Origin of the sequence: Coleofasciculus sp. (assembly GCF_046539235.1) — a bacterium.
In the GTDB taxonomy this organism is placed as follows: Bacteria; Cyanobacteriota; Cyanobacteriia; order Cyanobacteriales; family Coleofasciculaceae; genus Coleofasciculus.
Genome location: NZ_JBKHHI010000016.1, coordinates 1 through 23,838, shown reverse-complemented (window position 1 = coordinate 23,838; position 23,838 = coordinate 1). Strand labels below are relative to the sequence as shown.

General features: G+C 46.6%; 15 protein-coding genes and 1 pseudogene. 5 read left to right on the top strand and 11 right to left on the bottom strand.

Annotated elements, in window-relative coordinates; all coding sequences use genetic code 11:
* Positions 1-330 precede the first annotated feature (330 nt).
* The 3 genes from ACLFWI_RS03280 to ACLFWI_RS03270 form a co-directional block, all read right to left on the bottom strand.
* The gene (locus ACLFWI_RS03280; RefSeq protein ID WP_446411722.1) at positions 331-504 is read right to left on the bottom strand and encodes a hypothetical protein; all 174 of its coding nucleotides are present in this window, start codon (positions 502-504) and stop codon (positions 331-333) included.
* A 3-nt stretch (positions 505-507) separates the two neighbouring features.
* Positions 508-2,502: a pentapeptide repeat-containing protein gene (locus ACLFWI_RS03275; RefSeq protein ID WP_446411721.1), complete on the bottom strand. Its 1,995-nt coding sequence runs from the start codon at positions 2,500-2,502 to the stop codon at positions 508-510.
* 212 nt (positions 2,503-2,714) lie between these two features.
* The gene (locus tag ACLFWI_RS03270; protein ID WP_446411720.1) at positions 2,715-4,493 is read right to left on the bottom strand and encodes an asparagine synthetase B family protein; all 1,779 of its coding nucleotides are present in this window, start codon (positions 4,491-4,493) and stop codon (positions 2,715-2,717) included.
* A gap of 289 nt (positions 4,494-4,782) precedes the next feature.
* Between ACLFWI_RS03270 and ACLFWI_RS03265 the strand changes: the two genes are divergently transcribed.
* Positions 4,783-5,604: a Uma2 family endonuclease gene (locus ACLFWI_RS03265; protein WP_446411719.1), complete on the top strand. Its 822-nt coding sequence runs from the start codon at positions 4,783-4,785 to the stop codon at positions 5,602-5,604.
* 6 nt (positions 5,605-5,610) lie between these two features.
* Here ACLFWI_RS03265 and ACLFWI_RS03260 read toward each other — a convergent pair whose 3' ends face one another.
* Together ACLFWI_RS03260 and ACLFWI_RS03255 are read right to left on the bottom strand one after the other, a co-directional pair.
* Entirely contained in the window at positions 5,611-6,219 is a 609-nt protein-coding gene (locus ACLFWI_RS03260) for a DUF3859 domain-containing protein (RefSeq protein WP_446411718.1), read from the bottom strand.
* 129 nt (positions 6,220-6,348) lie between these two features.
* Entirely contained in the window at positions 6,349-7,521 is a 1,173-nt protein-coding gene (locus ACLFWI_RS03255) for a YcjF family protein (RefSeq protein WP_446411717.1), read from the bottom strand.
* Positions 7,522-7,748: 227 nt separating this feature from the next.
* Between ACLFWI_RS03255 and ACLFWI_RS03250 the strand changes: the two genes are divergently transcribed.
* Positions 7,749-8,021, top strand: coding sequence for a hypothetical protein (locus ACLFWI_RS03250; protein ID WP_446411716.1), 273 nt, complete (start codon positions 7,749-7,751; stop codon positions 8,019-8,021).
* A gap of 183 nt (positions 8,022-8,204) precedes the next feature.
* On the opposite strand, the gene ACLFWI_RS03245 is transcribed toward ACLFWI_RS03250, so the two are convergent.
* Entirely contained in the window at positions 8,205-9,323 is a 1,119-nt protein-coding gene (locus tag ACLFWI_RS03245) for a sodium-dependent bicarbonate transport family permease (RefSeq protein WP_446411715.1), read from the bottom strand.
* Between the two features lie 1,046 nt (positions 9,324-10,369).
* Between ACLFWI_RS03245 and ACLFWI_RS03240 the strand changes: the two genes are divergently transcribed.
* Entirely contained in the window at positions 10,370-10,687 is a 318-nt protein-coding gene (locus tag ACLFWI_RS03240) for a P-II family nitrogen regulator (RefSeq protein WP_446411714.1), read from the top strand.
* Between the two features lie 368 nt (positions 10,688-11,055).
* Positions 11,056-12,255: a hypothetical protein gene (locus ACLFWI_RS03235; RefSeq protein ID WP_446411713.1), complete on the top strand. Its 1,200-nt coding sequence runs from the start codon at positions 11,056-11,058 to the stop codon at positions 12,253-12,255.
* A 29-nt stretch (positions 12,256-12,284) separates the two neighbouring features.
* On the opposite strand, the gene ACLFWI_RS03230 is transcribed toward ACLFWI_RS03235, so the two are convergent.
* Positions 12,285-13,289, bottom strand: coding sequence for an endonuclease/exonuclease/phosphatase family protein (locus tag ACLFWI_RS03230; RefSeq protein ID WP_446411712.1), 1,005 nt, complete (start codon positions 13,287-13,289; stop codon positions 12,285-12,287).
* A 575-nt stretch (positions 13,290-13,864) separates the two neighbouring features.
* Between ACLFWI_RS03230 and ACLFWI_RS03225 the strand changes: the two genes are divergently transcribed.
* Positions 13,865-15,109: an HhoA/HhoB/HtrA family serine endopeptidase gene (locus tag ACLFWI_RS03225; RefSeq protein WP_446411711.1), complete on the top strand. Its 1,245-nt coding sequence runs from the start codon at positions 13,865-13,867 to the stop codon at positions 15,107-15,109.
* A 163-nt stretch (positions 15,110-15,272) separates the two neighbouring features.
* Here the strand turns inward: ACLFWI_RS03225 and ACLFWI_RS03220 are convergent, their stop codons facing one another.
* The 4 genes and pseudogenes from ACLFWI_RS03220 to ACLFWI_RS03205 form a co-directional block, all read right to left on the bottom strand.
* The gene (locus ACLFWI_RS03220) at positions 15,273-18,077 is read right to left on the bottom strand and encodes a pPIWI_RE module domain-containing protein (protein ID WP_446411710.1); all 2,805 of its coding nucleotides are present in this window, start codon (positions 18,075-18,077) and stop codon (positions 15,273-15,275) included.
* A complete protein-coding gene (locus ACLFWI_RS03215) occupies positions 18,067-21,582 on the bottom strand; it encodes a pPIWI_RE_Z domain-containing protein (RefSeq protein ID WP_446411709.1) in 3,516 nt (1,171 codons plus the stop codon). Before ACLFWI_RS03215 ends, ACLFWI_RS03220 begins: the two co-directional genes overlap by 11 nt.
* A complete protein-coding gene (locus tag ACLFWI_RS03210) occupies positions 21,575-22,876 on the bottom strand; it encodes a restriction endonuclease-related protein (protein ID WP_446411708.1) in 1,302 nt (433 codons plus the stop codon). The genes ACLFWI_RS03215 and ACLFWI_RS03210 overlap by 8 nt, the downstream gene beginning before the upstream one ends.
* 454 nt (positions 22,877-23,330) lie before the next feature.
* Positions 23,331-23,838, bottom strand: a pseudogene (locus ACLFWI_RS03205) (Rpn family recombination-promoting nuclease/putative transposase); the annotation flags it as partial.

Sequence of the window (23,838 nt, the reverse complement as noted above, 5' to 3'; positions counted from 1 at the left end):
ATGGAAAGAAGACAAGGGGGGAAAACCGTACAGCATTTTGTTCGGTCAAACTAACTTCTAAAAGCCGAAACGCCCTATTTTTCGTTCTCACTCTTCCTTGTCTACTGGTCTACCTGTCTACCTTGTCTTACCTCAACCCCAATCTTAAAAAACCTACCCTTGTGAGCACCCCCAGCCCCTCTCCCACCCTGGGGAGAGGGGAGCAAGAGAGTCCAGGTTCTCCTTCTCCCATGAAACAAAAGCTCTCGCATCCTCTATCCTTCCCCGTGCAAAAAAAGCGAAGCATCCCTACATTTAGGTGTACCATTAGCACTGAGGAACCACTATAGTTCACAACCCAAATAATTTTGTAATCAACGGCTGCACCTTATTCCACGCTTCAAACAACGTCGCCGCCGTCGGTAAACCAACAATAATTCCTTTCAACATCGTCGTCGCTCGTTTCGCCACTTTCTGGTTCCCCTTTTCCTGGGGATTTTTCCCCGCGTCGGCTAACATTTTCACCTGTTATAACGCCTCAGCCTTATCCTCTTCATCTAAATTTGATTCCGCTTCAATCGCGGCTTGCAGTTGCGCCAGAAGTTCTTTAATTCCCGGTTTATCTGGTTCGGGAGAGTCGGGTAGCTCATTGATGGCAACACTAACAGTACCGCTAATTTCACCAATGGCTGAACCTGTTATGCTTTCCCCCGCACCTGCAAGTCCACTGATTTTACTACCATCTCCACTGGTTATACTGATATTCCCTTTACTTTCAGACATCGTATCTCCTTGACTATAATAAGTTTGGGCTGAAATACTTGGACGTTGAATTGCTGCTTCCAGTAAATCGGTGAACCTCTTAACTTGTCCATCTTTCTCTGCTAAGAGTTGTTGTAGCGCCGCCGGGGACAAGGCTTGCAAATCATTATAAGTCGTGAAATAGTCGTGATGTAGTTCAGAACGGTTTGCCTGAGGTGAAGTTTCAGCACGAATTAACACTTTATCGCGGTGCTTCCCCCGTTTTTCAATCGAAATAATATCCAGTTCAGCGTCAGGATGGGTTTCAGTAAGCTGTTGAAATGCCATGGCAATTAAACGGGGGTCATCCACTTGGTTGTGATAAAGGTCAAGGGTTTGTACCATGGGGGCGATGAAGTCGGCAAATTCACCATCTTCAAAGGTTTTATTCCAATCGTCGGGTTTGCGGCGGGGATTGGGGTCAAGGTTATCGGCTAGACGCATGAAGACATAATCACACTGGATTCCATTAAGTTGGGTTTCTGGAGTGATACCCCAATCTTCAATACAAGCACCTGTTAATGTGGCTCCGGTTAAGTCGGTGTAGTCGAGTTGGGTTTGGACGAGTTTGGCTCTGGATAAGTCAGTATCTTGCAAGTTGGCTTGGCTTAAGTCAGCGCCGATAAAACTAGCATCGGCTAAGTTTGCGCCTTGTAAGTTGACACCGTGCAGGTTTTTGCGGTCAAAGTTCTGAGCTTGTCCCTGTTGGGTAATTAATAGTTGTCGCACCTGAGCATCTTTAATATAAGTGATGCCAGGGCGAACATAATCAAGCTTTTGGGTTTGATGAAAGCAAGTACGGGTAAGGTTCGCCTGTCTCAAGTCGGTACTTTTGAGTGTGGCAAATGTGAAATCAGCATCGGTTAAGTCAGCATGGCGAAAGCTGGTACCGCCTGTAGCGGCAAAGGCAATTGCTACTTCTCGAATCCAAGCCTCTCTTTCATCTCCCTGGATGGCTCGCCAACTAATGTAGGCACTGAGAAGTGTTCCACCGACAGCTATAGCACAAGCTACAGCGAAACTGACAGCGAAAGCTCTCGCAAAAGCTCCCGCAAAAGCAAAAGCAACAACTCCCACAAAAGCTCCCGCACAAGCACAAATCAAAGCACAAGCTACAGCGAAACTGGTAGAAAAAACTCCAGCTACAGTTCCAGTTACAGCGAATGCTAAAGCTACAGTGAAAGCTCCAGCTACAGTTCCAGTTACAGCTCCAGCCACAGTTCCAGCTATAGTTCCAGCTATGGCTGTATCTACAACAAAAGCAAAAGCAACAACAAAAGCAAAACTGACAACTCCAGCCACAGCTAAAGCAAAAGCTAAAGCGACAGAACCAGCGACAAAACCTTTGCGGATAGCGATAATAAAGAAGACTGCTAGCATTATCAAAGCCACCGAGCCACCAATAACATTGTTTATACTACTGCTATCAACAATGAATGCGACTAAACCACTTGCTAGTCCTGAAAGAGTTCCTGATATCCCCGCGAGTATCCATGAACTAATAACCAATCCTATTGCCCAACGCTTTTGTAATCCAGCCTTAGCGCCACTAAAGTTCGACCCTGTCAACTTAGCCTTAGTAAAATTTGCCCCTCGGATATCCGCCTCACTAAAATCTGCCCCAGAGAGGTCTTTTCCTTTAAACGATTGACCTCTCAAGTTTTCGCCACTGAAATCGCGTCTTCCAGCAGCGTATCGCTTCAAAACTTCACTGGCTTTCATGTTTCAGGGAATAGGGAATGGGGAACAGGGAATCAGGGGTAAAAGCAATGTATAAGCTGTCATGCATTTAAATTGGGTATTAATACGTACATAAATACGTACCATGGCGCGTCTAAAGCCATGGTGTAGGGGCGGGTTTGACCGATAACGTTTGAGACACAACCGATAACTTAACTAAACCCGCCCTTCTAAGGGAACAGGTAATAGACAATTCATACCTCATCCCGCAATTTCCAATACCATCGCCAAAACTGAGACGGTAACCAAAACGGATGTAACCCAGAATACCCAGACACCGTTTCATTTAACACCCTCCTGCGCCAAACTTGCCACATCAGCAATAACCAGAGAATCTCACCCACTCGTCGCCCTCGCAAATAGGCGCTAAATTCCCCTTTAATCAGTTGCAGGGGTAATTGCGGTTGCCATCGTCCTTCGGCTGCTAAAATACCTGAATTTAACCAATATCCTACCTCAAACCATAACTCATTGAAACACCACGCTGTTAATGGCACCCCCATCCCCCGTTTTTCCCGCCACACCACCTCTGGCGGTAACCAAGATTCTACCGCACGTTTGAGGATATATTTTTCACAAGCACCCCGCAGGTAGAACTCCCCTGGTATCTGAAATGTCCACTCAGATAACGGAATGTCACAAAAAGGCGATCGCACCCACAATCCATGAGAGAATGCTAAGTTAGTCGCCCGTGGGTGGATATTTTGTGCGCCTTTTAACATTAACGTCGCCCGACGTAATCGGTCTAACAGGGTAGTGGTAAACCTAGCCTCTAACGCCTCGGCTAACCATTGTTCTGGATGTACCGATAACTCTTGTTTTACCTGATGCTGAAAGACTCGCTCCTCATATCCCCAGAGACGGTGAAAGGTTCGTAAATACTGTTGGGTAAACTCTGTATTTCCGTTGGGATGTTCTTGATTATAAACACCAGCCGCAATTAGCGGTTTATTTGTCCATCCAGCAAAAAGTTGGTCGCCGCCTTCTCCATTAAAAATAACCTCTGTCTCTTGACTTGCGGCTTGACATAACAGATATAAGGGAACCGTCACACCATCACCAAAGGGTAAATCTAAAGCCGTGGCTGTAGCTTGAATCGCTTGCTTAATTCGACGAGGTGTCGCATCAACTTTAACCAGGGGAATATGCAGATAGTCAGCCACCTGTTCCGCATAAGGTACTTCTGAGACACCCGCTAACCCAAAATCTAAGGTATAGGCTTTAACCTTGACTCCCGCTTGCACTAATAAGGCGGCTATTGTGGATGAATCTAACCCACCAGAGAGAAAAACGCCAACGGGTTCACAGGGTAAATTTTCCAGTTGTCGATGAACGGAATTTTTTAAGAGGATTTGCAGTTGAGAGATGGCTTCGTCTTCATCTTGAATTAATACAGAAGCGGATTGCCATTGATAATAACGACGAGTGGTATGAGTTAAGTCTTGTTGAGATTCAGTCTGCCAGGTTTCCAGCGTTCCTGCAGCTACAGAAAATATAGTAGCTACTGGGGTTAACGGTGTGGGAACATAGGAAAAGCAGCTATAACCATACAATCCATGACTACTCACCTCCGGTGTTTTAAGCAGGGGTAATAATAGCTGTAACCTAGACGCAAACCAGATAACCTTTCCCTGTTTTGTCCAATAGAGAGAGACCCGTCCAAAGGGTTCACGTCCTAAAATTAGATGATTATTTTCCACCTTAACCCAAGCATCGGCTGAGTCGTAAAAACCAGAGGCGGATAACGCGGCGATGATACCGCCTTTATTGGCTAAGGAAGAAGGATGATTATTGCCAATATAACCAACACCCCAATTCAAAGTGCTATTTCCAGAGAGTTTCTCGGTCGTATTTCTAAACCGCCTTGATGTCTCCCAACCTGTCGCGGCGACGATTAACTTAGTTAACGTCGCTTCAAGTTGAGCGGGTGAATATATACCCCAATAGCCGATAAATTGATAGGGATTACTCACAATAATCGAATCTTGAATTAACTTAAGTACAATAGCACTGAAATACGCACTTTAATATATCGTAGTGGTGTGTCACACCTAAGCAAGATGAATTAGAATTCCATCCAGAAACTGTAGGGGCGCATGGCGTGCGCCCTTTTACTACAGTGACGTGCGCCCGATTCAAGGGTCACATCTATAGTTGTTGTTTTGTCGAATGTAGGCAACCCAACAGGATAATAAGCTCGCATCTCTGACTACGAACCGTTAAAATAGTGGAATAGATTTCATCAATAACTCTAATCATAAAATGACTCAATTACCCCGCCAAACTGACCCCCCACTTCCTCCTTGGCAAACCCTGCCAACGATGTATGATTTACCCAGTGAAAATCCGGAGGAACCTGGTTTGCCTGATGAGTTCCATTTTTTGCAGCCGTTGTTACTGTATTTGACGTTTTCACCGACTAATTGGTATCCAGAACGAGTGTTTAGTGCTTGTGATTTGAATCTCTATTATGACCCGACTCATCCCAACTGGTATAAACGTCCGGATTGGTTCGGCGTTGTGGGTGTACCTAGGCTTTATCAGGAACGCGATATGCGTTTGAGTTATGTGTGTTGGCAAGAACGGGTGAATCCGTTTATTGTGGTGGAGTTATTGTCTCCGGGTACGGAAGATGAAGATTTAGGTCAAAGGGAAAGCGAATTAAGACACCCGCCGACAAAGTGGCGAGTTTATGAAGAGATTCTGCGGATTCCTTACTATGTGATTTTTAGTCGCTATACGAATGAATGGCAAGCTTTCCATCTGGTTGGTGGTCATTATGAGTCTGTAGACTTGACTCAAGGCTGTTTACCGATACCGGAGTTAGGATTAGGTTTAGGGGTATGGCGAGGTAATTTTCGCGGGTTTAACCGACTGTGGCTACGATGGATGACACTGGAGGGAACTTGGATTTCTTTACCCACGGAAGAAACAGAAGCCGCCAGACAAGAAACGGAAATAGCCAGACAAGAAACGGAAATAGCCAGACAGGAAGCTGAAGCGGCTAAACGACGGGTTCAAGAATTAGCCGCACGATTACGAGAGTTAGGTATTGATCCCGATGATTTGGGAAATAGGGAATAGGTATGATTATTTAACTGTAAACGATGTTTGGTCGAGTGTGCGATCGCCTACTCTCATCCGCACTTGCCAAGTTCCAGTAGAATCTAAGGTGTGACGACAATAGGTAGACCAAACCTCTCGGTCAATTTTCTGGGTTTGATAGCGATTCTGATGCACAATTTGACCATTGGGATTCATCCAATCACATTGTAAGGAAAGCTTTTGTCCTACAGGTGCGTCTTGTAAGGTAACGCGGTAGACTATCTCTTGGCGATTAATCTCCGATATCGGTTCACAGGTTTGCTGATTCGGGGTAATGCAACTTTGAGAGACAGACATTGCCGCGATCGCACGTTGGCGATTTACAATGAATACCGTAGAAGCTGCGATCGCACCCACTATCGCCACCCCCACTCCTATCCCAATCCAACGATTCCGTCTTTGTTGAACCGCTAACGCTTGACGACGGCGTAGCTGGATTAGCGCTTCATCCAGCAACTCTGGTGGTAGATTCAATTCCTGCAAAATCTGCTGAACTTGTTGGCGGTCAATTTCAGCCTCGTGGCGTCTGGCTAATTGATCCACCTCAGCAACGAGTTGCGTTAACTGATCTTGAGTAAGTCGTTCATCAGTCACAATTGATGACTTCTAAACCAGAAGCTTGAGACTATCTACTTTCTCTTTAACATAAAACCTCTTTTCCGTCAAGGTTAGCGCTGTGACCCAGACTCCGTGATTCATACTGAATTGTCCCCACCTACTTACTTATTCAATATCAATTTGGCGAGGGGGGGTTATGGGTTCCTCTTGCAGGGTTTTTTGACCAGTTCTGGCATAGAACTTATATTGTTCAAGAATAATTTTTGCCAGTTCAGAGAGGGGGATTTCGTGTCCCTCCAGTTTGCGTTTCAGGTAATATTTGAGAGACTCGATATAAGCTAAACCCAGTGCCAAAGTTAGCGCGGCGGCGGTGGAGGCGGAGATTGCACCGCCCACAATTGTCCCAGCACCTGGTATCATCTTAAGTAAATTCGCCGCGATCGCTCTGCCAACGGTTGCCACGCCGCCAACTCCGACAATCGTCGAGATCACGGTGCTGGTAAAGGCGCGATCAAAAGGTAAGCCAAAGATAGCCGTAATATTCGCCAGCATCACGGTTTGCATGGTAACTAATATCGGTGCATCGGAAAAGGGAATCGGAGACGCACCCACTAATGCCGAACCCGCCACATATCCAGTCACATATTTAAAGGCTTCACCAGCTTTTAAGGTAATATTGCGACTCTGTTCTCTCAGGAACGCCTTGCGTGCTTCGGTAGACAGAAGATTAGCAGTTACTTCGACAAGATGGTCTAAACCATGGGCTTTAATTGTATACTCATCATCGATGGGTTTAGGCTGGGCGAGAACCGCAACGATCTGAGAAACGGGTAAATTTTTACTATCCAAAAATACTTGAAACTCACTGCGCTTTCGGGTTAAGGTTTGGGTGACGACTAAAATAATCGGTACATCTTGTAGTTGCAGCGTATTCAGCCATTCTTCCTCGACTTGATCAAAGCGCCCCGCCTCATGTTCTAGACAGTACCAAATCACATGAATATGTTCTTGGGCGGCTTGTAGTCTTTGCGTTTCAATCAATTCCGCGACATCTAAGCGAACCTGTTGAATCTGTTCTGGATTGAGTTCAAGTCCAGGTGTATCATAAACCGTAATCGGACATCCTTTTTTCCGGTAGCGTCTGATGGTTTGGGTAACTGGGTAGCCCACTCCAGTTTCTGCCAGACGAGATTGGAAAATCGCATTAATCAGCGTACTTTTGCCCACACCGGTTTTGCCAATCACCAGTACATTACACTGTCCTGCGTCTTTTCCGGCATCCTCGTAGGCTTGACTCATTTTATTTAAAAGCTGATCAACTGAAAAATCCTCTGCCATTCCCAGTCATTCCTTTGTCGTTGTCTGGGATAGAACTAGACTATCCACTGCTTTATTAGTGTATCAAGTCCTGCGATCGCGCTCCTTACTTATGGTTCTTCCGGACCTGTTATGCTCAAGCGATAGAAGAAAAGCAGCAATTCATCTTTTACTCTATTGGTTCGATTAAAATCCCCAAATCTAAGCGGAGAGGGGTAGGAGAGTTTCTATCGAGAGCCAATTATGGTATGATTATCGGTAACTTTGAGTTAAATTTCGATAACGGTGAAATTCGCTACAAAACTAGCACGACTGGGAAAAATCATTCTCTTGATGCAGACATCATAAAATCGTTAGTATACACTAATGTGAAGATGATTGATAAATACCTACCTGGTATCATCGCTGTAGCGAAAAGTGGAATGTCACCAGCCGATGCGATCGCGCAGACAGAAACTCCGACTACGGGGGAGCAAGATGCTCCCACTACGCACAATTGGGATACAGCTCATCCCAACTGAGTTATTTAATCCGTTAACAGTTCTTTACCCTTTGGGAAATGAGTCAAGCCTAGCATAATAATCCCCACTCAAATCGAAGATTCTGAGTGGGGTGCGTTCAATGGAGACGACGCAAACCTTGACATAGCCGCCGCGTTTGTCACCGGGCCAGGGGAGCATCGGCAGACCGCGACCCGTCTGGGATTAGCTGCCCATCAGCGCCTGGGCGAGTCCGATGAAGAGCGGTATTCCCAAGGCAAGCGCAATCGGCGTGCCGACGGCTGTGGACGAGCCGATGTAGGCGGAGGGATTGGCAGACGGGATACCGGCTCGTAAAGTGGGCGGCCCTGAGATGTCTGAACTGGAGGAGGCGATGACAGCCAGGAGTACGACGCCGCCAGGGCTGAATCCCGTGGCGTAGTGGGCAATCATACCGAGACCGAAGGCTATGAACCCATGCAGCAGCGGCGCCACCAAGGCATATAGGGCGTACCAGTGACCCACCTTGCGCAGCTCGCCCAGCCTTGCCGTGGCCTCCATACCCATTACCAGCATCAGTATCGAAAGCAGGCCGCGGAAGAGGGGATCGTAGAAGCTTTCAACGACACTTTCCGGCCGGGTTAGCAGGCCTAGAGCGATGCCGAGCATCAGTGCCGATAGGGCAGAACCCTGGAGGCTTTCCTGCACGATGGGCCATATTTTGACCCGCTCGGGCTCCTGCCTGGGATACCCCTGTGCGGTAATGCGCTGCTGGCTGAGATACTCCTGCCTGGTGGTGGGATACTCGCCTGCGGCAACCGGCTGCTTGCTGAGATACTCCTCCTTGCTGAGAGACTTTTTCTTGCTGACATAAACGCTGGCCAAGACGATCGCAGTCACAAGCGCTGGGATGTCCATGAAGGGATAGAGTGCAGCGGCCCAGGGTTCGTATGTTATGCCTTCCGCTTCCAGTACCGTTATGCCGGCGGCGAGGGTAGAGCCACTCACAGCACCGAACAAGCCCGCGGTCGCAATGGCATCCACGGTTTTGATGCCCGGCAGCTTTGCCAACGTGTAGCGCCCGATGAACACGATCAGGATCCCGATTACCACGGCGAACACGGCGGGCAACAGCATCTCCGCCAGATTGGCATTGCGGATCGCAATGCCGCCGCTCAGTCCGACTCTGATGAGCAGCATGAAGACGATGAACTTATAGATCGCATCTGGAATTGCCAGTCGGCTATTGAGGGCGGCAACGACCATACCACCGATCAGAAAGCCGAGTGTCGGGGACTGCAACTTCCCCAGGAAGAGCGTCAAGAAATCGGACAAAAAATCCACTTTGTAATTCCTCCTTGATCAGATATTCAGATATAAAGTTAAAACCATTCAGGTTAAACGCCATCGTACTCATCCCCAAAGCCGCAAACCAGATGCAGACTGTGGGAAACACGGTCAACCAGAGATTAAGATCTAGTTATTCCAATTTATTTCCATACATAGATCTTTAGAGTCCGTGAAGAAGGACTTCGTTGTGTTAGCCCCGGATTTCCAATCCGCGGGCGGTTGTTGCTGTTGGTTTCTACTTGGAACTACAATAGAGCCGGCTGCGGAAGCGCCGACAGTGTACAGAAAGTTCTGACGAGACATGCGAGAGAAAATTGCCATGAATACCTCCTTCAATCTCCCCTGGCTGGGGGAGTAGTGATTGTGATAAGTGAAATCGGTTAAAAGTTGAAGAAAGCGGGGGTGCAACGCTACACCTCTACCGCACAGGTGTCACGCGAATACCTGTGCCGCAGCACCTCCCATAGATCAAGATCTATTAAGGTCCCGAATCTCTATGTGCTTAAGCTTATCTTAAAATCCGCACAAATTTGCGATCGCTCTACATGGAAATGTCCAATTCAAATCATAAGTTTCCCTTTTAGTATCAGAAAACCCGTATATCTCTGGTCAAAGTTATCCTGGCTCGATCGGCGGGGGACTGACTTGCTCCATCCTACCTGTCCAGTCGAACCGGCCAGCGTCTGCTTGTTTTCACCAGAGGACAGTATGGGGTCGGCCAAATCGGGAACAGGAGTTGCGTGAGCACCACTCTTCTAGCAATGGCTGAGCTAATCAATCCACATTTCGGGGGGAGTTGTTGACGGCTCATAAGTCGTGGACGGACTGTAACTGGCTAGGTTAAACCACCCCACCGCCAGTAGGACGCCAAAAGGATAAGTGTTTTTTATAAAATGCTTCCGCTAATCTGAGTCAATCTTTCTCAACAGAGGATAGTGGATTCGCCGATCTTTGGCATAATCTTAAAGATATGGTTCAAGGCAAAACCAGAGAAAATTGTCTTGAATTGTCGTAACAGAACGCATCAAGAGGTAATCCACATGACCCAGAAAGCCAGCAAGCTCGTCATCGTCACGGAAAAGGTGCTGCTGAAAAAGATCGCCAAGATCATCGACGAAGCCGGAGCTGCCGGTTACACGGTGGTGGACGCTGGCGGTAAAGGCAGTCGCAACGTGCGCTCGTCGGGACAACCCACCATTGGCGACACCTACTCGAATGTAAAGTTCGAGGTACTCACCCCCAATCGGGATATGGCCGTGAAGATTTCGGATGAGGTCGCAGCGAAGTTTTTCGACGACTATTCGGGCATCAGCTATATCTGTGATGTGATGGAGGTACTGCACGCGCACACGTTCTGACTCAAAACCCCAGCAATTCTCATTTTGGCAAGAAGCTGTTCAAGCACTGGGACTCTCGGTATTTTGACGGCTCATCACAAACAGCCCCAGATCAGGTCTTACACTCGCTCCCCGTCCGTTTAGAGTCGTGGAGCGAGTCCTACCCCGACTTGTTCTATATTTAGAGACGCATTATCGTCTCTATTGTGCAGCTTACCGCAGGTATTGAGTATAACAATGGGTTAGGTAGCTTTATTTAAGCTATTTTAAGTTGTTTTATGTCTTTGTTTGTCCAAAGTCCAGATCGTTTAATTTGGAGATAGCTGCCGTAGGGGGTTGGTTACCAAGCCCCTACGGAAACTATATAATCTAACGGACAAAGAATAGCAATGAACCAAGAGCGATCGCAGGACTATACCTCGATTCACCCATCTGCACCCCTATCAACAGGCGCTGAGAAAACCCAAACACTCTCTAACCCTACTTATAACCCCACATTGTCGCCAGCCAATCCATCGGAAAAACCCACCTATACAGAAAAGACGACTCGCCTACAAGCCTGGAGTCAGTTGATTAAATCGGTAACACCTTATATTTGGGTGGCGGTTATCCTGATTGTGATTATCCCGCTGATCGGGAGTGGTTTTATTGCCAGTTCATTATCAACCGATTCGGGAATTTCACAGAAGCCTACAAGTGAGGTTGTCACCATTGAACGGACTGTACCGGATCAGGAGAAGATTGATCACGCGATCGCCACCGCGATTACCCATGCTCATCATACCGCCGAACAGTTCGCCTCAGACCAACTCGATGAGTGGGTTGATCAACTCATGAGTCGCGTGGATGATAATTTCTTGGATTGGTATTTTGACTATTTTAATCAAAAGAAACTGGAGTTTAGCGCTCCCTTTGTCTGGGTATCTTCAGCCGTCTCCCACTGGATAGATACCACGAAACAGACTCCCAATCAAGCTGTCGCCGAAAAAATGACGGAGGCGTTTCAAACTGAATTCACCAAACGAGTCCTCCGCCCTAAAATTGCCCAACTCCAAATAGAACATATCACTAGAGACACGGTAAATTTATATATCGCTGACTTAGAAAACAACATTTCCAACATTCAAACTCAATATCAGATTCCGCAAGGAGAATGGGAACGCTATTTGGATGATATTGCGGTAACGATCCGAGATACGGAAGGCAATCTTTCCAACTTATCGTTAAAAGTTTTAGTTGGCGGCAGCACTTACTTATTTGCCAAAGCCATGATTCCCGTTGTTACCAAAATTGGCAGCAAAGTAGCCGTCTCTTTTGCCGGAAAAGCCTCCGCTAAAATGGCAGCAAAAACGGGCGGCGCTGTAGCTGGTAAATTTGGCGCTCAGTTTCTTGATCCGATTATTGGTGTAGGAATTATTATTTGGGATATTTGGGATTATCAACATACCGTAAACGTCGAGCGCCCTGTGTTACGGGAAGCGATTTTAGATTATTTACAAGAAGTTAAGACATCGTTGCTAGATAATCCCGACAATGGCATTATGGCAGCGATATATCAGTTAGAGGGAGGGATTTTGAAGTCGGTTTAAAGAGGAAGCTCGTAGTCAGGGCTTTAGCCCTATATTCTGTTAGCTTTCCTATCCAATATCACCAAATCGACAATTAAGGGACGATGATCGGAACCAATATCTCCGGCGGTGCGAATGGTTAAAACGTTGATTTCTGGACTAATCAGACAATGATCCAGAGGAATCTGTAACATTGGCGCACCTTGGGGCCAAGTGGGTAGAATCCCAAAACCGACTCGCGCATTTTTCAATCCAGTCTGACGGATAAATTGGCGGTAATAGGGAGACCACATTGTTGTATTCAAGTCACCTATTACTACAGGAAAATTGTTGATTGAGTTGATCGCCTTTCCTAGTTCTAGAAGTTGCTGATTACGGGAATTAAAATATTCCCGATTAATTGGCGGTAGCGGATGAGTCGCTATAATAGAAATAGTTTGTCCTTGCCACTGTACCTCAGCAAAAATAGAGGGAATGTCATAAGGCGTGAAATATTGGATATCGGTATTAGTTAGGGGAATCGAACTGTATACAGCAATGCCAAAGTTATCAAATCTCGGATAAACAATCTGGTAAGGAAGGAGATGCTTAAGCGCTTCTAGTTGCTTTGACCAAATTGGATTAATTTCCTGGACAACGAGCAGTTGAGGCTTTTCGGCTTTGACCAGGGAGATAAACTCAGCATAACGCTGGTTATCACTATAGACATTTGCCAGTAACACTCGCAACGGTTGTCCTGAAGGCGTATTTATACCCGAAAATTGGGGAATATACCAGGGAATAACGTCTACAACATTAAGGGTTAAACAAAATAAACTTATCAACCACCAATTTTTTCGTCGTGCGAAGGACAATAAGAGGAAAACTATACAACTAATGACAAAGTATTGCACTTTGAAGTGGGAGCTTAATTCAAAATATCGGTGAACTCCTCCCAGATAAGCACCTAAGGATAAGAGAAGACAAGGAATGAGTCCCGTGAGTCCTAAGCCAAAGGCGATGTTCTTGATGTCAATTTGTCGGGATGTTGGTTGAGAGAACCAGAAGTGTTTCATATCGAGTTGCTGTAGCGGTACAGTAAGCGGTCATGCATTTAAATGGGGTATTAGTAGCGAGCTTGCTGGCTCGCACTACGAGAACTTCGCCATGCTTGACATTAAGGTTTAAATACCAAACCGCTTATCCTCGCCCTAGCCAAGGGAGTTATGGGAATCTATGTCTGATTGCATCTCCCTTATGCAAAAGGAAGTATTCTAGAATTACGGTAAGCACAACCTGAATGGGAGGATTTCTGCCAAAACACTGGGAAGCCTACAGCACAAATCCAGAAATCTTCACATCAGCGAAACTACACTGTCATAACCACGTCACAACAAGTATCTACATTGATAAATGTCAGCGATAGGTCATCGTGATTCCTTTCCAAGGAACGGATTCACGCCCCCAACGCCAGACCCGGTTAATACCTTATCCGTAAATAATTATCACAAAGTCAATGGGGGTGTTAGCCATAGGTAGGAGAGAGTTGATTAGGATTCGGGTTTTCTCGACCTGGAAATGAATTAACCGAACTCCGACAAACTGTAACTGACATCATCCAAATCAATCCTATTTCAACAGCAGAATCATTATGGTATTCAACACGAAAACATCCAACTCTCATGACAGTGACGCTTCCCCAGTAAAAAAAGCCGTCACCTATCTATCCCTGATGTTGCTAGGCGCTGGTGTTTCCTTTGGCGCCAACTCTTTCATCTCCGGTAATCCCCAAATTTCAACCAACTCCATTGTTCCCCAATCCTCTCAGGTTTTGGGAGAAATCATTCCTCCAGCTAACCTGTCCACTCCCCAAAACAGCAACTTTATTACTAACGTTGTAGACACCGTGGGATCTGCGGTAGTGCGGATTAACGCCTCCAAAACTGTGACGTCTCAAGTTCCCGATGCATTTAATAACCCGTTTTTCCGCGAGTTCTTCGGGTCTCAATTTCCGGAACAACCCCAGCAGCGAGTAGAACGAGGAACGGGTTCCGGGTTTATTATTAACACAGATGGGATGATTCTCACCAATGCTCACGTTGTTGATGGTGCGGATCAAGTGGATGTGGTTCTCAAAGATGGTCGCACATTTGCTGGGAAAGTGCTAGGAACTGACCCAGTAACTGATGTGGCAGTGATCAAAGTTGAAGCCGATAATCTCCCCATTGTCACCTTAGGGGATTCGGAACAACTCAAACCTGGAGAATGGGCGATCGCGATCGGTAATCCGTTAGGATTAGATAATACTGTCACCACAGGGATTATCAGTGCGACAGGACGTTCTAGTGCTGAAGTAGGCGTTCCCGATAAGCGCGTCCAATTTATCCAAACTGACGCCGCGATTAACCCCGGTAACTCAGGTGGACCGCTGCTGAATGCATCCGGTGAAGTGATTGGGATGAATACGGCAATTATTCAAGGCGCTCAAGGGTTAGGATTTTCTATTCCGATTAATACAGCACAACGAATTGCACAACAGTTAATCGCCAACGGGAAAGTCGAACATCCATTCTTGGGAATTCAGATGGTTACGTTAACCCCACAGTTGAAAGAAAACATCAACAAAAATCCCAATTCGAGTCTGACTATTGAGAAAAGCAAAGGAGTGCTAATTGCCAGAGTGATGCGGAATTCTCCGGCTGATAAAGCTGGATTGCGAGCCGGGGATGTGATTCATAAAATTAATGGTGAGTCGATCAAAGATGCCGAAGATGTACAAAATGTGGTGCAAATGACGCCAATAGGGCGCGATTTAAACCTAGAATTACGCCGCGATCGCAAAGATATTGAGGTAACAGTACAACCCGCTGCTTTACCAACTCAGATGCAGCAATAATTGAAGGATGCTTGGACAAACAGTTCCCTTTCGGTTCCCTCCCCTTGACAAGGGGAGGGTTAGGGAGGGGTCTACCTCAATGTACGTGCAAGATGGTTAAACAATCTTGTCAACTGAAGCAAGAAAGTTGAGTATCATGTTCAGCCGATTCAGTGCAGAACACTTACACTTCTTCAGATGCTTCTGATTCCAGCGTGTCCCTAGCGCTGACAGCATACTCTTTTGCTAAAGTGGCAAATGGAAACGGAAATGGTAGGGAAACTTCATCTGCAAAATAGGGCCAGCGGTCTCTCAAATTATGAACGAAACTAGCTAGCTTTTCGCCATCAATTTCAGGGTGATGAACGACGGCTATCTCTAATAGTCTAGGATTGCCTGCTTGTTTTTTACCATCATCTAACCGAGATTGCTCTTTTTTTAATGTGCTTGTACCTTGCTCAGTGTTGAATAGTTTTCTGACACTTAGGTAAAGCTCATTCGCCTCATCATCACATACATCCTGCCAATAAAATAAACCACCCGTTCGGCTACCAGGAGAACCCTTGACAATACCAACAGGAACTTCACCATTCTCAGCTACTCGCAACCGCACCACCCACAAACGGTCTATTTCCGATTGAGTCATCTGCCGTTTGAATTCGCCAGGTAAATCGTTGGCTGGTAAATCAGGATTTTTGAGCCATGTTAGCAGTTGTCGAGCATTTTGGGCTTCTGCCATGAATAGCACGCGGGGGGACAATTCTTTTTCAAGGGGAGTATTTAGGCAATCCCGCAAACAGTCAATAACGAACTGATTAATCGCCTGCTGTTCAGCTTTCTGCTGGCGTTTTTTCTCACTCATCGGTTGCTGCTCATTTGTGTCTGATGTGGTTTGTCTCCAATCAGAATTAGGTTCCCACTTTTCACGAATCAGATGTGAGAGTCCAACTGGGTATGAAACCCAAGGGTTTTCTTTTAAAGGCTCTTTTTCTTGAAATAAAGAAGGGGTGGTGACTTCCACTTTTCCCTCCATAGGATTAACACGTAGCATCAGCACGACAGTGGAAGCGGCGTTACTAGCTGTTGTTTTTCGGGTACGGCGGATAACCAGGAAGCATACTAGCCATACAGAAGGTTCAATACCATCAATGTCTGGCTTGATTAAAGGAGCAGGCAAAATCCCAAATTGCCGCAACAAGTCCGATACGGCTCGTTTGACTCTTTCTTGGTCACTTTTTTTCTTTGTGCCTCCTGTTAAAGCGTGAATATGCTGATTAGCATAGCCTGCTTGCATTGCTCCAATGCGCCAAGCTAGTTTAGGGTCAGACTCAGGTGAAAAATATTTTTGTTTTGGTTTAATTTCAACTAAAGCACCGTTAAGTCCTTCAGTAGGTGGGAGAAATGCAGTAATTTGTCTAACTCGCTTATCAAGCAAATTAACGCGCCGTTTTTGACGGCTATTACCTAGGACTGAAGGATTATCAATATCAAGTCTTTGTGTGAGATCTTCGACAAACTGAGTTTTGATACACAGAGAACCTAATTCTCCCTCATAAACAGTTTCCTCTCCTTGTCCTCCAGTCGGGGTATTATAAAATTTCGTTTCCCCCTGTGGTGACAAGGAAAGTAACTGACAAATTTCAGTGATTAGTGCATCTCGACACTGGGGGGTTTCCCAGAGAATGAGGATTGTATGCAGAGGATTAGAACATTGACGAAATACAGCAGGTGCAGCGACTTTGGGTCGCAACATGGGAGTTGATAAATCGTTTGGATCTTTTTGTTTTTTACTCCCTCTCTTTTGCGGCTTTCCAGGTTCCCAGAAAGGCGATAATGTTCCTGATACCCTTACCGCTTCACCCACTCTACGAACAGGAAAACCGTCATTAATTCTATGTTGAATAGCTTGATCAAGACTCGCTAAATCTCTGGGACTGACACCGGGAAGGCAAGGTTGTTCGCCATTATGTCGAGTATCATAAGCGATCGCGGCTTGTATTCCCCTTGACTGTTCATCTAATACAGACCAGTTGTATGTTGGGTTAGATGCTAGAGTATCAGGGTTAGGTAGTGGAGAGTCATTAAGCCGCAGTAATTCGCTAATGGGTTTGGGCCACCCTCCTTCCCCTCCGGCACGTTTCAGGGGCAAAGCCATAAAGCAGAACGGTTGACGGACACCATCCAACCAGCGACGATTGTCACCAATATAAGCCGTGGCTCCTCGGTAGGGTAAGCGTTCCAGAGGAGCAGTAATCCAGCGTCGAATTGAAAGTTGATGATAAATGATCGGGTGATTACGCCAAGGGACTGTTTGCAATTTGAAATGAATTACAAAGGAAATATCGGCTGTCCCAATTTGTTCTTTGTACTTATTAAATAGTGGAACCCGATAGGGGGGCCACGACATCAGTTCCGCCCCTGGTTTGACACTGACAGCGCGGTAGAACGTCAGTTGATACTCGACTTCTCCAGGAAAGCAAACAACTGGATTTTTGAGAAATTCTCCAGCGAGGTAATCGGGAAGTGCCTGAAAGCGGATATCATCATATCGGTTTTCGGGTTGATTTAACAACGAATAACTCGTTGGCTCATCCTCCCAGTGCCACAGGTTATCATCAAGCCGACTAAGACTAAACTCAACGTCTTCTTCCTCTAAGCACCCACTAAATTCTTCTCTCAACCAATCTTTAATCAAGGTTGGTAACTCATCCAGATTGTCCGTGGGTTCTGTTGCGATTAGCCAAGGTACACCAGGACGCTGCCAGCCATTACGCATGGTTTGGATGATTTGAGGGAAACTAGCAGCGATAATGGGGTCGAGAGAATAGACTGGCGCAGAGGGATAACCCTTACCTTGAAGCTTGACCCGTTGCTGAGCCAGGGATTTGGCAACTTGCTGCCACGCCGAAGGCACGTAGAGTTTGAAGAAGTCGCGTTGTATATCCTGGGTCAGTTCCCAGGCACCGGGGAGAATTGTATTAAAAATCATGGTAGAATCCTTTAGTGTTTTTCAGTGCTTTCCAAAAAGCGCCATAGAGCGATCGCGCCAAGGTTTTTTCATCGGGGCGTTTCTGTTCACCCTCAATTGAGTCTTGAAGTTCTTTGAGAATGCCGACTAATAATGAAGTGGTTTCATTATCCTGCTTGTCTTCGGCTGAGTTGGGAGCAAACTTAACATCCAGAAAATGGACAATGCAGGGAACACCACCCCGCACCAAACGCCCAACGATTTGCCAGATACTGACAAACTGAGTCCAACAGAGTACGGAACGTTCTTCAGCCGTCAACTGCTTAAAGGACATTGCTCGACAGTTTAAATCGAGCATCTTTGCCACCGCATACTTGTAAAATTCGCTTTCAACAGTCCTCAGCGTTAGCGCCTCGCCCCGTGATAGCAGCGATTCATAGAGGGTGGAATCCTCTGCCTTCTCCAGCGCCCAAGCGTTAAGCTGTTGGACGGTAGTTTGCCAGTCATCGGGAACTGGCATAGGTCGGCTCAAGAAAACGGCTGCCCCAAATGCGGCTTTTCGGTTATCGTTGAGGATATTGTGACCCCGTTCCAGTGCCATTAAAGGAGCAATGACAATTTGAGTGGGCAGGTCTTTCAAATCCCGGATTTGACCCCGACGGATACCATTCAAATGAGCTGGAGCGCTATCGCGGCGCAGGGTGGCGATGCCATCGATATGCTCGACGCGGTACAGTGGTTTTAGGATTGACTCGACCAACTCGGCTTCGTTGTAACTATTGGTGATTAGCAACAAGCGCAGGCGATCGCTCCACCGATCCGGGTCTTTTTGTTCCTGGTCTTTCAACGTCTCGAATAACTGGTCAAGGAAGCTTTTCGCCCGTCCGGGGGAATGACAAATCGCCTTGACCATCTCGTTCGCGGCTTGTTTTCGCGTCAGAGGTGGCAGTCCGGATAAGGCGATATACTTGCCATTGCTGTTTGGCTGAGGCGTGAAGAAAAACTCACTTTCTCCAATCCCTGCATCGCCTGCGGTGCCATTATTAGCGGCAGGTTCTAATAAGACCTTGGGATTGGCTTGGATGTGATACGTCGGCGTTCCTGGAGCATAACTGGTTCCAGAAATCAATACCGTATGAGGTCCGTCCCAAGCATCAACGGCAAAGAGCGTCGGAAAATTCAGGAGTAAATAGCGACCAACGCCGACATAGCGGAAATATTCCAACTTGCCACCCGATTTAGAGCGATCGCTTGTATATCTAAAGCCGAGAATATTGCCAACCGCAGAAGAGGGGACAACGGGCAGGAAGTCGCGGGGAGGGCGATAGACTAGGGTTTGACTGACATCATGCAAGTCAACGATCCGCATTCGCATCAGCGCATTCAGATGGTCAACCAGAAAGCCCAGTCGGTCGTTGAGTACCGTAATCAGAATGGCAAAGTGTAAATTGCGAGTAACGTCCTCAAACTTGGTCTTGTCTTCAAGAGAAATCCCCAAAGAATCTAGCCATCTGTGCAACCAATCAGCGACTTCTTTTAGGGCATCGCGTTCGCTTTCTGCACTCAAAAGAGTTAAGGCAACATCGGCAAGTTCGCCACCGCGACGGCGATTGAGTGGCGATTGGAGAAAGCCTTCTAGAGTTTCGAGCAGCTGCTTGCGACGCTGACGTTCTGCTTGAGGAGGTAAGCCAAGAGCAATGCGTTGGTATCGCTGTTGACTACGTTCGCTGCGAGTTCGCTTGGCTTGTTTGGCTGGCTTACTACCGTTGTCTGCTGACGGTGAATCAAGGAGATCGCGGATAATGTGGGCAAACAGCGATTGCCCGGTAAAGGGAGTCGTACCCAACCACTCCACCAATTCCGGCTGGTTGTGCAGTCGGGGGAGAATCAGGTCAGTGGCAATTTGGGCATAGTCTTGCGCCCGCTTTCCTGCGGCAAATAGTTCACCCGCCATGCTGCTGCGGTCAGAGTTGTAAATTGTACTGGCAAAGTTAAGTCCCAGTTTGTTGAGAAAAGCGTTATCCGAGGCATCGACTAAGATTTGACTAGGGGCAAAGGCTTCGTCAAACTGTACTTGTACCCGGTCAGCTTCATCAATAAACAGAAAGTCACACTCTTTGTAAACTGCCTCTGTCAAGGTCAATTTTTCTGCAAATCCCTGACGGGGGACGCGGGTATGAATAAAGCTCGCTGGAGTTAATACCCACAAAAGAGCCTGGGCAATATCCTGGTCTAACTGGTGACGCGGACACTTGTAATATAAGGGGCAAGTGTGTCTGTCTTTCTCGTCCTGATCCTCCAAATCGTCATCATCTTTTTTAGAGTTAGAGACAGGAACGTTTTGGTAAAGGTCGTGACAGGGTTCAGAACCAAAGTCCCACTTCTGTTCCGATTGTACCAGGGCTAAAAGGGGGCAGATCGGGCTAAACCAGCGCCAAGCTGGATGCATTGCACCTTGAGTAATTTCTGTCCCAACTGTAGCCAGAATTGGTTCATAAACCTTTTCCAGATGTTGGGCGCGATCGCTCCCCAACACCGGAGCCGCCGGAATTCCCAAGTGATGGGCAAATAGCGAAGCGAGGCGCACTTGGGTAACGACATCATTAACCAGTAAGGCGCAGCGATATCCCTGTTTGGCTAACAGATAAATGGCAATTTCTAGCAGCGTCGATTTACCAACATTCAACAAACCAACAATGGGGATGAGTCCTGCTAAAGTCAGCTCAGTGCCAGAGCGAAAATTATCGGAATTCTCATCATATAGCTGCAACGTGATATCAGATAAACGTTGACAATAGTTTTCTGGCTGTTGTCCTGACTCAGCCAGCTTTTCGTCCATTTCTTGGGCAGCTTGCTGCAATGCCTCTAGAGTAATGGTTTTCGGTGGATTCTTGGCAGTACGAGTGCGATGAAAGGATACTTGAGGGTAAGGAGCTAAAATAGCAACCGCTTCGGGAATGAAAATGGGAATTTCCACGGCGGAGTGACCCTTCTCAGAAATCTTGGCATACCAGTATCCCTCCGTTGCCAGTTTAACCTCTCGTTTTTTGTGCTTTGGCGTGATGGATAAAGTCTTGCGGTATAGTTGCCAGCGACGGGGATAAATGCTGGAAGGAATCAGTTGGGGGACATGGTTGGGGTCTGATAGACTAAAGATTCTGACCGTTTCCGGTAACTTGATATACCCCAACAGCGATCGCTCCCACTGTCTGCCCTTGCGACGAATCAAGTAAAAACGAGCTTTTTGGATAAGAAGCCAGTTTTCGTCACTTTGGAGTGGTTCGACTGGGAAGCGATATCCCAAAAGCAAAGCTGAGACAGAAATAGCGGGTTCTTCTGGTGCGACTTCATTTAATAGGGTCAGTCCCAATTCCACCTCGGCAATCAGTTGAGCCAGACGTGTGACTTCTCGCTGCTGGACCTGAGGGGTTGCGTCAGGCATTCCTGATTGAACATACTCTTTTAAGTCATCTGAGTTACGTAGGGCTTCGCGCAGCTTTTTGCCCCAACTAGAAATGTCACGCATGATTTTTCTGATTTAGAATGGCTTTAGCGTCGGAAAGAATTTCGTGAATTAGCTTCAGGCGCACGCCGTCGAGTTCGGGTTCGAGTTGTTGGCGTACCACCTTAATTCGCAGTGTCTCTTCTCGTTCATCGGGGAAGACGACAAAGGTTTCCGTAGCATCAGGGCGATACTGAACTTGTTGTAGGCGTTCCTCATCTAAATATGACCAGTCCTTGACATCAATCGCCCAGCGACGCTTGCGACTAAACTCTACGAGTAAGTCAAATTCATCAATCTCTGGCCAAAGGGTGACGCGGACGCCAAGTTTTGAAAGTTCTTCTGTCAAATGAATTTCCCAGAGTCCTGGTAGCGTACCGTACCGATGTACGCCAGGAGTCACGGCTTTCCAACTTTCGGCTTCTTCTTTCTCAATGGTTGGTAGTGGCGGGAGTTTCGCCGATAGCCGAGAACACCACGTATTTCGACAAGTATAAGTGCCATCTTGACGGCGGCGTTGAACATACTTGCAGCGAGGACAGAAACAATAGGTTTCAGCTTCGGCTAAATCAACCAAATTGACGTAAGTTTGGAGTAAGAAATCACGCAGGGGTCTGAGTTGGCAAGAGGATAGCAAGCGGCGGTATTCTGGGTAAGAAAGGATAGGTTGAGTAATAATGAGCTTACGAAAGGTTCGATATTCAGCGTCAAGTTGACGCCCCCGGCAATATTCGAGGACATCTTGCAGGACTTTCTCTTGCACCTGCATCTCTACATCATTACCCGAAACCTGCCACTGCAAAGCAAAGTCAGAAACGACACCATCCTCAATGAGGCTAACATCTGGCGAAAGGTTCTTAATCTCTGATGCAGGTGACCATTGAACGATTGGTTTGGTAGCCCAATCGAAGAATTCAGGAAGATTCGAGGGGGCTTGTTCGTCTCCTTGCAGCAGAGATGTCAAATACATTCGGGACATTCCAATGCGGAGAGCTTCCGGCGGGTGTATTTTGCCAGGTTCTCGTTTTTCCCATTGGGTTAATCCTGTGGCTAGATATCGCAGGGTTTCGGTTACGGGGATTTGCATTTTGGGTTCCTCCAGTTCCTCTCTGAGCAGGTGAAGACTTCTGGGAACGTGGTCAACCCATTCCACATCCACACCGCGCATTGTCTGTAACCGACGCTGAAGGGTTGCTTTCTGCGTGGGTTTCATTCCCAGTTCAGTACATAAATCTTCTAAAGTGGGTCCCTCTTGGTGGATGCGAAACCAATCTCGTAGGGCTTCCAGGATTTTGTCTCTATATCTAGTGACCTTCATGGATCACGCTCCTATTTATAGAGTGTTTGCCCTATTCTTGCTGCCAATCTTCTGGCACGTCAAGAAAATATTTCAATGTTTCATTGATGTTTCCAATGTTTCTATTTTTGAGTAACTCCACGAGTCCAATTGGCACCACAGAAAACCCTAGTGCCTTTGTGACAACAAAAACAGCAGCCTAGTACTGAAGCTTTTTGACAAAGAGATGTCAATACTACAAAACCAGCCAAATATTAATTAGAAGATAAAATAATTACGATTGACTTAAATAAGTATTTTGGGGGAGAATATTTGCAAACTTATCGAGATTTTGATAATTTTTATTGGGATTGATGGAAATTTAGTTTGGGAGCATGTCAGTTTTTCACAAAACCATTCAAGCTATCATATAATATGAGTTGGGTTTCATACCTCAAGCCAACCTAAAACGGTAACATGCTCCCTTGAGTTTGTATTATTTCCCTTCAATCCCCTGTTGTAACATTTGTTTAGTTAGGGGAGAGGATGTTAAATCCAGAGTCTTGGGGTACGTTTTTAAGATGGTTTCCACCGTCGCCTTCCATAAATCCGAGAGAACTTGACGCCAAGCCTGACGCTGTAGGGTATGGGATTCCTGATTACACCATTGGGCGATCGCCTGGGATAAATCTTCAATCCGATCCGGTAACGGTGCTATCCACTGCTGTAACTCTGCCAAATCTTGAGCTGAAAACAAGTCACGCTGATTCGTTAATAGTTCGATAAAAGCGGCAACGTTTTGTTTCTGAAATAACTGTTCTGTCTGTTGTACAACCTCTAGCGGTAAATCTTGCAACTGAGCAATTTGTGGCAACCTTAAGCCAAATTCCATCATGCGTGGTATTGCTAATAACTTAGCTTTAAACTCACCCCTGTACTCACCTATCTGTTCACCTTCTTCTAAGGCTTCTTGATAAACTTTAGTTTGCTTGAGTTCACTTAAG